Raw genomic sequence first — 12,107 nt, forward strand, 5'->3', positions numbered from 1 at the left:
GCTGCGGCATCGGCGGGTTGGTCCTTTCTCCTTTCAGGAGAAAGACAGAATGAGGCCATATACCAAAATCAATATACCTCCACAGCCGCTGGTATGAATGGGTTCCTCAAGCTCACACGCTGCCCGGACTTCGGTTGATCAGGCCGGCGCCGATTGGGCTTCCGGCGCCGTCGGCACCGGCTCGGGATTGGCGTCGCTGGGCAGGAGGACGGTGACGGTCGTCCCCGCGCCCGGCGTGCTGTCGATCGTCAGCGTTCCGCCGAGGATGTCCACGAGCCGCTGGCTGACGGGCAGCCCCAGGCCCAGGCCGGACCGCTCCGCGCGCATCGCGTCGCCCGACTGCTCGAACGGCTGCCCCAGGGTCGGGATTTCCTCCGGCGCCATGCCGCAGCCCTGATCGGCGACCGTGAGCCGCGCGCGGCCATCCGGCGCGCGCTCGACCGTCAGCACCACGCGCCCGCCTTGGGGCGTGAACTTCAGGGCGTTGTCGAGCAGCTTCGTCATCACCTGCCGCATGGCCCGCCGGTTCGTCACCGGCATGGGAGCATCGGCCGCCACGCGCGCCCGCAGGCGCACGCCCGCCTCCCGGGCCGCGCGCCATTGCCCTTGCACGAGGTCCCGCACGAACGCACGCGGCGACACGGGTTCGCTGTCCTCGGCGTGGGCGCCGCGCTCCAGGCGGCCGAGGGCGAGCGCGTCGTCGATGAGCGCGAGCAGCTTGCCGCCGCTGCGCCGGATTTCGGCGGCGTACTCGGCGTAGCGCGGGTGGCCGAGCTCGCCGAACGGCTGGCTCTGAAGCAGATCGGCGAAACCGATGATGGCGTTGAGCGGCGTGCGCAGCTCGTGGCTTATCGAGGCCAGGAACTGGCCCTTGGCGTGCTCGGCCTTGCGCGCTTCTTCGAGCTGCGCCTGAAGCCGCGCCGACAGCGCCGAGAGCTCGCGGTTCTTCTGCTCCAGCTCCGACATGTCGCGGGCGATGGCGATCACCGTGGGCTCGCCGTCGGTCGGCATGTTCGACAGGCTGACCCGAACCGGAAACACCGTGCCGTCGCGGCGCACGCCCTGGATCGTGCGCGCCGCCATCGTGCGCACGTCCTGCGGGCCGGCGTGGATGTAGTGCGCCGCCATCTCGCGATGGCCATCACGCTGCGCCGCCGGGACGAGCACGTTGAGATCCCGGCCGATCATCTCCCCGGCGGACCAGCCGAACAGCGTCTCCGCCGCGGCGTTGAAGCCCGTGACGCGCTGCTCCGCATCCACGGTAATGACGGCGTCCGGAATTGCGTCCAGAAAACGGTCCCGCCCAGCCGGACCGGCGTCGGCGGCGTCCGGTTCGGGTTCGCGATCGGATACGGGCGTGGGGCTCGTCGTCGGCCTGGGGTCCATCGGTACGGCCTCGGCGCCGTCTTCACCTTCATCCGCGTTCACGTGAGCCGCGCGCCCATCGAGACCGCGCGGCGGCAAGGGTGATGACGACACGCAGCCGCCCGGATACGCATTTCGCGACACCCTAAAGCGTTCGCACTCTATTACAGGTTGCGACGAGAGCACAAGGATCCCACGTCCGAATCGCGGCGTGCAAGCCCGAGACCCAGGGTGGGTAAACCCGGAACGCGGCGGGATTCAGTCAGCCTTAACCTGGTCTGGTGTGCCCTCACACCGGGTGAACACCACCCACCGCAACGATTGAGGGCATGGCAAGGCTGATGACCGCGCGCACCAACAGTCTGCTTCACGACGAAACCACGATCCTGCGGCAGGTGATCTACCAGAAGGTGTTGATCCGCAAGCACAACAGCCAGGCCGCCCCGTTCGACGAGGGCGTGCTGGACGCGCTGCGCAACAAGAAGCGCCAGGTCGCCCTCAGCCTGTTCAACAAGAAGAACGAAATCTGTCTGATCAACATCTTTTCCGGCAGCATCTCGGCGGAATACTACCTCTATCTCGACAACCTTCACCAGCTCGTGAAGGACGACGACGCGCTGGCCGGCGAGATCAGGAGCTACGTCGGCAACGACAAGCGCGTCATCATCGAGCACGAGGACCAGAGCGGGCAGATCCTCATGTCCTACCTGAAGCGGGTGACGTGACGCCGCCAAGAGGCTCGCCACGGTCCTCAGCAATCCGCCCCCAGGGCCAGGGACGGCCTGCAAGGTTCACGGCCTGCAAGGTTCCGCGAAGGCGCGCGGCTCGGGCCAGCCGGCGCCCAGCAGCGCCGCCCGAACCGTTTAATGGTTAACCTTACATTAACCCCAATCGTGTGGTCTCCAGCCATTGCGTTCCACCAAGGCGAACACCGGCGGGGCAGCACACGCATGACGGAGCGAACGAACAGCCTGCTTCACGATGAAGCAACGATCCTGCGGCAGATCATCTATCAAAAAGTCCCCATTCGAAAGGACCACAACCAGAGCGCCCCACTCGATCCTGGCGTTCTCGACGCGCTCCGGAACAAAAAGCGGCAGGTGGCGATCAGTCTGGCAAACCGGCAGAAGCGCATCGTGCTGATCAATATATTTTCCGGCAGCATCGCTGCTGAGTATTATCTCCACCTGGATCACTTGAATCGGATCGTTCAAGGCGACAAAACCTTGTCCAGGGAACTGCAAGACTACGTGGCCACCGAAAAACGTATTGTCATCGAACACGAAGACCAGAGCGGCCAGATCGTGATGTCCTATCTGAAGCGCGTCGCGTAACTGTCAGCTCACGAATGCCAATGTGCTCACGGGGCGCCGAAACGAATGATGTCAGCCGGTCAAGCCGGGTGACGACGGGTGTCGGCCGCCGCACCGACGGCACGACATGGTGCGAGACGTTGCTGCTTACAGGATCGGATTTTTTCAGCAACAGGCGTGGATTACCCGGAACACCACGGGATCAAGTCCGGTGGCATGAGTCCGGGCACATGGGCCGGTACCACCGGACCCCGTTCCGGTGGCCCACGCACCTGAATACGAATAAACGTCCGATGCTGTAGAACTTGCTACCGATACCTGAAATACGCGTGTATTTCCGGCACCTTCTCCAAGACAGCCCCGCAATCGCGCTTTGCAGCCGGTGTCACCTGACACACGTTTCCAAAAAGCATCTTTGGTCGTGAGAGACCCACTCGTCTCGGCACTACGCCGGTGTCGAATGACGGATGTTTCCAAAGATCATCTTTGGTCGTGAGTGACCCATTCATCGCCCCGCGACGCCGGTGTCGAATGAAAGTCGGTTCCAAGGATCATCTTTGGTCGTGAGTGACCCGTTCATCTCCGCGGGACGCCGGTGTCGAGTGACAGGTGCGATAAAACGCGCCCGCGTTTTAGACGTCGAGGTTGGCGACTTCGAGGGCGTGGGACTGGATGAACTCGCGCCGCGGGTCGACGACGTCGCCCATGAGGGTGGAGAAGAGGTCCTCGGCCTGATCGGCGTGGGCGACCTTGACCTGGAGGAGCGAGCGGCCCTGCGGGTCGAGCGTGGTTTCCCACAGCTGCTCGGGGTTCATCTCGCCCAGGCCCTTGTAGCGCGAGATGGTGAGGCCCTGCTTGCCCAGGTCCATGATGGCACCGGCGAGGCCGAGCGGGCCATAGAGCGTGGTCGACGCGTTGTCGCTTTCCAGCACGGCGCGCTCGGCGAAGAGGGCGCGCACGTCCTCGGCGATCTGGGCGAGACGCTGGGCCTCGGCGCTGCGCAGCATCCCGGGCTCGATGACGCGCCGCTCGGTGACGCGGCGCACGGTGCGCTGGACGACCAGCTCGCCGCGCTCGGTGGCCTCGCCGGTCCAACCGGCCTCGCCCTCGGCCGCGCGGGCGTTCAGGCGCTCGGCGAGCGTGGCGGCGACCCCGGCGGGATCGGTCGTTACGGCCCCGGAAAAGGCGCCGGCCAGCAGGGCTTCCTCGGCGACCTCGACGGAGCCGATCTTGCGCGCCAGCGGCGTCAGCCAGTGCTGGGCGCGCAGCGCGGTGCGCACGCGCTCGGCGAGGTCCGCCCCGGCGATGCGCTGGCCGTCGGCGAGGGCGAGGACGGCATTCTGGATGCCCTGGCCGACGAGGTATTCCTCCATCTCGCGCTCGCCCTTGAGGTAGCGCTGCTGCTTGCCGCGCTTCACGCGGTAGAGCGGCGGCTGGGCGATGTAGAGGTGGCCGCGCTCGATGATCTCGGGCATCTGACGGAAGAAGAAGGTCAGCAGCAGGGTGCGGATGTGGCTGCCGTCCACGTCCGCGTCCGTCATGATGATGATCTTGTGGTAGCGCAGCTTGTCGATGTTGAATTCCTCGCGCCCGATGCCGGTGCCGAGCGCGGTGATGAGCGTCCCGATTTCCTGGGACGACAGCATCTTGTCGAAGCGCGCGCGTTCGACGTTCAGGATCTTGCCCTTGAGCGGCAAGATCGCCTGGGTGTGGCGATCGCGCCCCTGCTTGGCGGAACCGCCGGCGGAATCACCCTCGACGATGAAGAGCTCGGACTTGCCGGGGTCCTTTTCCTGACAGTCGGCGAGCTTGCCGGGCAGGCTGGCGACATCGAGCGCGCCCTTGCGCCGGGTGAGCTCGCGCGCCTTGCGGGCGGCCTCGCGCGCGGAGGCGGCTTCCGAGACCTTCTGGACGATGCGCTTGGCCTCGTTGGGGTGCTCCTCGAAATACTGGCGCAGCTGCTCGTTGACCACGCTCTCGACGACGGGGCGCACCTCGGAGGAGACGAGCTTGTCCTTGGTCTGGCTGGAGAACTTGGGGTCCGGCACCTTCACCGAGAGCACGCAGGTCAGGCCCTCGCGCGCGTCGTCGCCGGTCAGCGAGACGTCCTTCTTCTTCGTGATGCCGGATTCCTGGGCGTAGGCGTTGATCTGGCGCGTCAGCGCCGCGCGCAGCCCGGCCAGGTGGGTGCCGCCGTCCTTCTGCGGGATGTTGTTGGTGAAGCAGAGGACGGTCTCGTGGTAGCTGTCCGTCCACTCCAGGGCGACCTCGACGCTGATCTCGGTCTTGTCGTCCCAGACGTGGATGCACTCGGGGATCAGCGGCTGCTTGTTGCGGTCCAGGTAGCGCACGAAGGCCGCCACGCCGCCGTCGTACCGCATCTCCACGCGGTGCGGCTCGTCCCCGCGCGCGTCCACGAGTTCGAGGGCCACGCCGGAGTTGAGGAAGGCCAACTCGCGCAGGCGGTGTTCCAGCGCGTCGAAATCGAAGTCCAGGCGCGTGAACACCTCCGGCGAGGGGGTGAAGATGATCGTCGTGCCGCTGCCCTCGGCCTCGGCCTCGTCGGTGAGGTGCTGGACGATCTCGCCGTCGGCGAAGACGGCGCGGTAGAGGCGCCCCCGGCGGCGGATCTCCATTTCCAGGCGCTTGGACAGCGCGTTGACGACCGAGACGCCGACGCCGTGCAGCCCGCCGGAGACCTTGTAGGAGTTCTGGTCGAATTTCCCGCCCGCGTGCAGGCGGGTCATGATGACCTCGGCCGCGGAGATGCCCTCTTCCTCATGGATGTCGACGGGGATGCCGCGGCCGTCGTCCGCGACGGCCACCGAGCCGTCGGCGTTGAGGCGCACCGTGATGCGCGAGCAGTAGCCGACCAGGGCCTCGTCGATGGCGTTGTCCACCACCTCGTAGACCATGTGGTGCAGGCCCGAGCCGTCGTCGGTGTCGCCGATGTACATGCCGGGGCGCTTGCGCACGGCTTCCAGCCCGCGCAGCACCTTGATCGAGCCCGCGCCGTAGCTTTCGCTCGGCATTTCGGCGCTCAGACCGACCGTAGCTTCAGTCTCTTGCTCAGGGTCCTGCGTCATCGTCGCGATCCCCGTCGGTTCGGGTAATGGATGGGGTTCGGGTGATGCATCGGCGCTCACTTCAGGTCGCGAACCTGGCCCGCCTCGACCGCGAGCAGCTGTGCGTGCTCGCCCAGGCCGGCGAAGAGCGCCGGGTCCGTTCCGGTCAGCCACGCCTGCGCGCCCAGGCGCGGCAGTTCGGTGAAGAGCGCGTCGCGCCGCTCGGCGTCCAGGTGGGCGGCCACCTCGTCCAGCAGCACGAGCGGGGCGAAGCCGCGCTCGACCGTCAGCAGGCGCACGTGGGCGAGCACGATGGCCACCAGCAGGGCCTTCTGCTCCCCCGTGGAGCACAGCGACCCCGGCTGCCCGCGTTCCAGGTGGCGGGCGGCCAGATCGCTGCGGTGGGGGCCGTGCGCCGCGCCCCCGGTTTCGCGGTCGCGCGCGCGGCTTGCCGCCAGCGCGGCCGTGAGGCGCTCCTCCGCGACCAGGGCCGAGGTTTCGCCCAGCCAGCCCTCGACCTCGCCCGTCAGCTCAAGGCCGGCGCGCGGGAAGGGCCCGAGGTCGCGCTCGGCGTGCGCGCCCAGGCGGTCCACGAGCTGCCGGCGCGCCGCGGCGATGGCGACGCCCTGCTCGGCCATGCGCTGTTCCAGCGCCGAGAGCCAAGCCGGGTCGGCGGGCGCGTCCTGGCGCAGGATGCGCGCGCGCTCGCGCAGGGCGTGCTCGTAGCGGTTGACGCGCGTGGCGTGCGCCGGGTCCAGCCCGAACACCAGCCGGTCCAGGAAGCGCCGCCGCGCCGCCGGCCCCTCCTGAAACAGGCGGTCCATCTGCGGCGTCAGCCAGGTGGCGGCGACCACGTCGCCGAGCGCCTGCTGCCCGCCCGCGGCCTGGCCGTCGATGCGCACGGCGCGGCGCTCGCGCCCGTTCGGGTCGCGGCCGGTGCCGATCTCGCGCGGGCCGTCGGGGGTCTCGACCTCGGCGGCGATGCCCCAACCGGCGGCCGGCGCGGCGTCGCCCGTTTCGGCCCGCTCCACCTCGCTCAGGCGCGCGCGGCGTAGTCCGCGCCCCGGCGCCAGGAAGGACACGGCTTCCAGCAGGTTGGTCTTGCCCGCGCCGTTGGGGCCGGTGAGCACCACGCAGCGGCCGTCGCAGCGCACCTCGGCTGCGGTGTAGTTGCGCACGTTCGTCAGCCGCAACCACCGCACCCAGAGCGCGGGAGCATTCGCCACCAGCCCGCCGGGCCGGTCGGTCGTCAGGGGGGCGTCCGCCATCGCGCCCGAGATTACACCCGCATGGGCATCAGCACATACAGCGCACTGCCGTCGGAGACGTCGCGAACGATCGTGGGCGACGCGGCGTCGGACAGCGAGAACTGCGCCGTTCCACCGTCGATTCGCTCGGCGATGTCCAGCAGATACCTGGAGTTAAAACCAACCTCGATTTGGTCGCCGTTGTAGTCGATTTCAAGCTCTTCGCTGGCGTGCCCGTTGTCGGGACTGGTGGCGGAGACCGTGAGCGTGCCGTCGCCGATGGTGAGCTTCACCGCGCGGCTCTTTTCCGTGGAGATCGTGGAGACGCGGTCGACGCCGGCGTGGAACGCCTTGCGGTCGACGGTCATCACCTTGTCGTTGCCCGAGGGAATGACGCGCTCGTAGTCGGGGAAGGTGCCATCGATCAGCTTGGAGGTCAGCACGGTCGCGCCGAAGCTGAAGCGGATCTTGCTGTCGGACAGCGCGACCTCCACGGACTCCTCGCTGTCGTCGATCAGCTTGCGCAGCTCGTTGACCGTCTTGCGCGGCACGATCACGCCCGGCATCCCCGGCGCGCCCTCGGGCAGCGCCGTTTCGAAGCGCGCCAGGCGGTGGCCGTCCGTCGCCACGCCGCGCAGTACCTGGGCGTCGCCGCTCTTCGTGGCGTGCAGGTAGATGCCGTTGAGGTAGTAGCGCGTCTCCTCGGTGGAGATGGCGAAGCGCGTGCGGTCCACGAGGTTGCGCAGCTCCGCGCCCGAGAGCTCGAAGCGCTGCGGCAGCTCCCCGCCGGCGACGTTGGGGAAGTCCTCCTTGGGCAGCGTGGCGAGCTGGAAGGTCGAGCGCCCGGCCGTAAGCCGCATCTGGCCGCCGCCGCTCTCGGTCGCCAGCTCCACCTGTGTGCCGTCGGGCAGCTTGCGCACGATGTCGTAGAGCGTGTGCGCCGGCGCCGTGGTCGCCCCGGCCTGCGCCACCTCGGCCGCGACCGACTCCTCGACCGTCAGGTCCATGTCGGTGGCCGTGAGGCCGAGCGTCTCCTCGCCCGCCGTGATGAGGACGTTGGCCAGGATGGGAATGGTGTTGCGGCGCTCCACAACGCTCTGCACGTGGCCCAGGGCCTTGAGCAAAGCGGCGCGGTCGATGGTCAGCTTCATGGCTCGCCTACACGCGGGTTTCGGATTCTCGGGTTCTGTCTCGGGGACCCCCGCGCCGGCCCGGTCCGTCGGACCCGGCGGCTGCGGCGCGTTGCGGTGGGGAGGGACCCCACCGCGCGAAGGGCGCGGAGTGTACCAGAGACGGGCGCGAACGCGAAGAAAGCGTTCAAAACGATGATGCGCGCCGGTCCGGGGTTGTGTCGCCCGGGGGGCACGCTGATATAGAACGCTTGGGAGGCCGGCGGCGGACGGGCCGCCGGGTAACCCGGTCAGGCCCGGAAGGGAGCAGCCGTAACCGGACCGGCCCGGGTCGTTCGTCCGGTCTCCCACCCGATTTTTCCCGGCACGCCACGCCCGGTTGCCGCGGCGTGGCTCGCGCTGTCGCGCGAGGGTGAGCCGGGCGCGAGACTGGGCCGGGCGCGAGCGCAATGTCCCCTGAAGGCGGTGAGGACGGGCCGGGCGGTCAGGCAGGCGGGCCGGCGGACACCGGGCCGGCTTCGGCGACGCCCTACCGCGTGCTGGCGCGCCGCTACCGCCCTGCGCGCTTCCGCGATCTCATCGGCCAGGACGCCCTCATCCGCACGCTGACGAACGCCCTGGAACAGGGGCGCATGCCCCAGGCGTTCGTGATGACCGGCGTGCGCGGCACGGGCAAGACCACCACCGCCCGCATCATCGCCCGCGCGCTGACCTGCATCGGCCCCGACGGCACGGGCGGCCCCACGCCCGATCCCTGCGGCGTCTGCACGCACTGCACCGCCATCGCCGAGGACCGCCACCTCGACGTCATCGAGATGGACGCCGCCAGCCGCACCGGCGTCGACGACATCCGCGACATCATCGACGGCGTCAGCTACCGCCCCGTCTCCGCGCGGCGGAAGATCTACATCGTGGACGAGGTCCACATGCTCTCCCGCCAGGCCTTCAACGCCCTGTTGAAGACGCTGGAGGAGCCGCCGGAGCACATCACCTTCGTCTTCGCCACCACCGAGATCCGCCGCGTGCCGGTGACGGTGCTCTCGCGCTGCATGCGCTTCGACCTGCGGCGCGTGGAGCACGAGACGATGGCCGGCCACCTGCGCTGGATCGCGGAGCGCGAATCCATCGACGCCGAGGAGGAGGCGCTGGCGATGATGGCCCGCGCCGCCGACGGCTCGGTGCGCGACGCGCTCTCGCTCATGGATCAGGCGGTGGCGCTGGAGGGCGACCGCATCACCGCGGAGCAGGTCAAGCAGATGCTGGGCCTGTCCGACCGCACGCGCATCTACGACCTCTACGACGCCGTGCTCGCCGGCCGCGCGGGCGAGGCGCTGGACATCCTGGCGGCGATGTACGCCGCCGGCGCCGACCCGGCGACGCTGCTCCAGGACATGCTGGAGGTGACGCACACGCTGACCCGCCTCCAGGTCGCGGGCGACGCCGAGGTCATGGCGGGCCTGCCCGAAACCGAGCGCACGCGCGGGCGCCAGATGGCGGACGCGCTGACCACGCCGCAGCTGACGCGCAACTGGCAGATCCTCCTGAAAGGACTTCAGGAAACCCAGGCCGCGCCCGAGCCGCGCCAGGCCGCCGAGATGGTGCTGATCCGCCTGATGTACGCGGCCGAGCTGCCGCCGCCGGGCGAGCTGGTGAAGCAGCTTCGCGGGCAGGGGTCATCCGGCGGGCAGCCCGCCGCGTCCAGCGCGCCCGCGGGCCAACCCATGCCCAGCGCGCACGGGGGGCCCACCGCGCACGGGGGCCCCAGCGTGCACGCGAGCGAGGGCATGCGCGCCATCGCGGGCGGCGGCCACACCGGCGGCGCGCCCGAGGCCAGCGCGTCGGACCAGCCTGAACCGCACGGCGAGCGCGGCCCTGAACCCGCCTCGCTGCAGGAGATCGTGCAGCTCTGCTACCAGCACCGGGAAGCGCGCCTCGCCGCCGAGCTGCGCCGCACGGCCCGGCCCGTGCGCGTCGCGCCGGGCAAGGTCGAGGTCTCTCCCACCGAAGAGGCCCCCTCGGACCTCGCCGGCCGGCTGACCCGCTGCCTGAACGCCTGGACGGGGCGCAATTGGCTGGTCACGCTCACCGACGAGCCCGGCGACCCCACGCTTCAGGAGCAAGAGCGCCAGGCGGAGGAAGCGCAGCGGCAGGAAATCCTGCACCACCCCACGGTGCGGCGGATTCTGGAAACCTTTCCCGGCGCCGAACTCGTGGCGCACCGCCAGCGCGGCGACGGCGGGCCGGACGACGACAGCCAAGGAGACGGATCGCGATGAAGAACCTCTCGAACATGATGAAGCAGGCCCAGGAGATGCAGGAAAAGATGCAGCAGCTCCAGGAGGGCCTGGCCGACCACGAGGTCACCGGCGCGGCCGGCGGCGGCATGGTGCAGGTGACGATGAACGGCAAGGGCGAGATGCGCTCCATGAGCATCGACCCCTCGCTGGTCGACCCCAACGACGTCTCCGTCCTGGAAGACCTCGTCGTCGCCGCCACCAACGACGCCAAGAAGAAGGTGGAAGAGCACTACCAGGAGAAGATGCAGGAGATGACCGGCGGCATGAACCTGCCGGAAGGCTTCAAGTTCCCGGGCATGTAAGGGCCGCGGCCCGCACGCCGCGTCGGGCGGATTCGCCGACGGCAATCCGCCATTGAACCCCTCTCCTTCAGGAGAAGGGAGGGGCCCAGCGCCCGAACCACGGGCGCTGGGAGGGATGAGGCCCTGGCGAGCGTTTCATTCGGCGGATCGCGGCGTTGCGTTGATTGTGCGCGCTCCATCCGGCGCGGCACGGCCGCATCACCCCCTTCTCAAGCTCTTGGGTAGACCGCACGCATGCCCGACAAGGTGGCCGCGCCCGAGATCGACCGCCTCATCAAGCTGCTCGCGCGCCTGCCGGGCCTCGGCCAGCGCTCCGCCCGGCGCGCCGTGCTCTACCTGATGAAGCGCCGCGACCAGCTGCTCCTGCCGCTCGCCGAGGCCATGCAGGCGGCGGCCGAGTCCGTGCGCACCTGCAGCCGCTGCGGCAACCTGGACAGCCGCGATCCCTGCACCATCTGCGCCGACCCCCAGCGCGCCACCGGCGTGCTCTGCATCGTCGAGGAAGTCGGCGACCTCTGGGCGCTGGAACGCACGGCCGCCTTCTCCGGGCGCTACCACATCCTCGGGGGCACGCTCTCCGCCCTCGAAGGCCGCGGCCCCGAGCAACTCAACGTGGAAAAGCTGGTCGAGCGCGTGCGCGAGGAAGCCGTCGGCGAAGTCATCCTCGCCCTCTCCGCCACGGTCGACGGCCAGACCACCGCCCACTACCTCGCCGAACGCCTCGAAGACCTGGGCGTCTCCGTCACCCGCCTCGCCCACGGCGTCCCCGTCGGCGGCGAACTCGACTACCTCGACGACGGCACCCTCACCGCTGCCCTCCGCGCCCGTCGCTAAACATGAGGATGTTTAATCCCATCTGTCACTCGACACCGGCGTCACGCCGAAACGAACGGGTTTCTCAAAAACATGAGGATGTTTGATTCCGTCGGCACGAGGTTCTGCGCGGACAGCATCGGCCAACCGTTACGACGCCGCGACCCTAGAGCAGATCGCCGTAAAGCAGAATCACCCGCGTGATTCTGCTTGCTCGTGCGTGGACAGCCACACGGCTCCCGCGCCGCAGGCGCGGAATCTGCTCGCACAGGAAAGACAGGAACCTAGCGTGAGGTTTCCGGCCTTCTCGGCAGACACGATTTCACGCACGATGCTCTAGCCGGTGTGTTCGCCAAACACGCGCGTTCGATCCACGCCGCTGCCGTCCATCAAACGGCCACAAAGCGTCTCGACCGTGCCCGTGATACGGTAAATCCCGCCTCGTGACGAACGGACGGACCCCATGCGCCTGCCCGCGTTCCTGACCGCCGCCTTTGTGGCCGCCGCCCCCGCCCTCGCGGCCGATACCACGCGCACGCTGACCGTCTACCCCGACGACCTGGCGCGCATGAGCG

Annotated in this window: 9 protein-coding genes and 1 other RNA gene; 6 read left to right on the plus strand and 4 right to left on the minus strand. The window is 68.9% G+C overall.

Features of this window, described 5'->3' with window-relative positions; all coding sequences use genetic code 11:
- Positions 1-138: 138 nt before the first annotated feature.
- The gene (locus tag BLQ43_RS13965) at positions 139-1,386 is read right to left on the minus strand and encodes a PAS domain-containing sensor histidine kinase (RefSeq protein WP_090022548.1); all 1,248 of its coding nucleotides are present in this window, start codon (positions 1,384-1,386) and stop codon (positions 139-141) included.
- Positions 1,387-1,694: 308 nt separating this feature from the next.
- Between BLQ43_RS13965 and BLQ43_RS13970 the strand changes: the two genes are divergently transcribed.
- Both BLQ43_RS13970 and BLQ43_RS13975 read left to right on the plus strand, forming a co-directional pair.
- Positions 1,695-2,090 (plus strand): hypothetical protein, encoded by a 396-nt coding sequence (locus BLQ43_RS13970; RefSeq protein WP_143006295.1) that lies wholly within the window; start codon positions 1,695-1,697, stop codon positions 2,088-2,090.
- 225 nt (positions 2,091-2,315) lie between these two features.
- Positions 2,316-2,699, plus strand: a complete 384-nt coding sequence (locus BLQ43_RS13975) for a hypothetical protein (RefSeq protein ID WP_090022556.1) — start codon at positions 2,316-2,318, stop codon at positions 2,697-2,699.
- Between the two features lie 611 nt (positions 2,700-3,310).
- On the opposite strand, the gene gyrB is transcribed toward BLQ43_RS13975, so the two are convergent.
- From gyrB to dnaN, 3 genes are all read right to left on the minus strand, one after another.
- Positions 3,311-5,710: a DNA topoisomerase (ATP-hydrolyzing) subunit B gene (gyrB, locus tag BLQ43_RS13980; protein WP_245659598.1), complete on the minus strand. Its 2,400-nt coding sequence runs from the start codon at positions 5,708-5,710 to the stop codon at positions 3,311-3,313.
- Between the two features lie 110 nt (positions 5,711-5,820).
- On the minus strand, positions 5,821-7,011 hold the full coding sequence (gene recF, locus BLQ43_RS13985) for a DNA replication/repair protein RecF (RefSeq protein ID WP_090022567.1): 1,191 nt from the start codon (positions 7,009-7,011) through the stop codon (positions 5,821-5,823).
- An 11-nt stretch (positions 7,012-7,022) separates the two neighbouring features.
- A complete protein-coding gene (dnaN, locus tag BLQ43_RS13990; protein WP_090022574.1) occupies positions 7,023-8,141 on the minus strand; it encodes a DNA polymerase III subunit beta in 1,119 nt (372 codons plus the stop codon).
- 233 nt (positions 8,142-8,374) lie between these two features.
- Here dnaN and ffs point away from each other — a divergent pair.
- The 4 genes from ffs (at position 8,375) to recR (ending at position 11,553) form a co-directional block, all read left to right on the plus strand.
- Positions 8,375-8,471: signal recognition particle sRNA small type (ffs, locus tag BLQ43_RS13995), an RNA gene on the plus strand.
- Positions 8,472-8,569: 98 nt separating this feature from the next.
- On the plus strand, positions 8,570-10,396 hold the full coding sequence (locus tag BLQ43_RS14000) for a DNA polymerase III subunit gamma/tau (RefSeq protein ID WP_090022577.1): 1,827 nt from the start codon (positions 8,570-8,572) through the stop codon (positions 10,394-10,396).
- Entirely contained in the window at positions 10,393-10,719 is a 327-nt protein-coding gene (locus BLQ43_RS14005; protein ID WP_090022581.1) for a YbaB/EbfC family nucleoid-associated protein, read from the plus strand. Before BLQ43_RS14000 ends, BLQ43_RS14005 begins: the two co-directional genes overlap by 4 nt.
- Positions 10,720-10,965: 246 nt before the next feature.
- Positions 10,966-11,553, plus strand: a complete 588-nt coding sequence (gene recR, locus BLQ43_RS14010; protein ID WP_090022584.1) for a recombination mediator RecR — start codon at positions 10,966-10,968, stop codon at positions 11,551-11,553.
- Positions 11,554-12,107: the final 554 nt, after the last annotated feature.

The sequence above is a fragment of the Limimonas halophila genome (assembly GCF_900100655.1).
Classification (GTDB): Bacteria; Pseudomonadota; Alphaproteobacteria; order Kiloniellales; family Rhodovibrionaceae; genus Limimonas; species Limimonas halophila.